General features: G+C 77.1%; 1 pseudogene. It reads right to left on the bottom strand.

What is annotated here, in order from left to right:
• A pseudogene (locus G3I40_RS05105) lies at positions 1–253 on the bottom strand (hypothetical protein); the annotation flags it as partial.

Genomic DNA, 253 nt, shown 5'->3' with positions numbered 1-253 from the left:
TCCGGGTCCTGGTACGCCGACCCGTGATGGGCGACCTTGAGCACGTCGACCCGGGACAGCCGGGCCCCGCCGCCGGTCCTCAACAGGGCGCGCTGCGCGGCCGGTTCGAGGTCGCCGAGCAGCAGGAGGTTCAGCCCCGCCGTGCGCACGAGCAGGGTGACGCTCGCGTCGTTCGGGCCGTCGGGGTCGGGGGCCGGTCGCGGCGGCGGCCACAGCACCTGCCAGTCGTGCGGCACGGAGCGGAGCCGCGGGC

The sequence above is a fragment of the Streptomyces sp. SID14478 genome, from assembly GCF_010548525.1.
In the GTDB taxonomy this organism is placed as follows: Bacteria; Actinomycetota; Actinomycetes; order Streptomycetales; family Streptomycetaceae; genus Streptomyces.
This window is presented reverse-complemented; position numbering and strand designations above follow the sequence as displayed.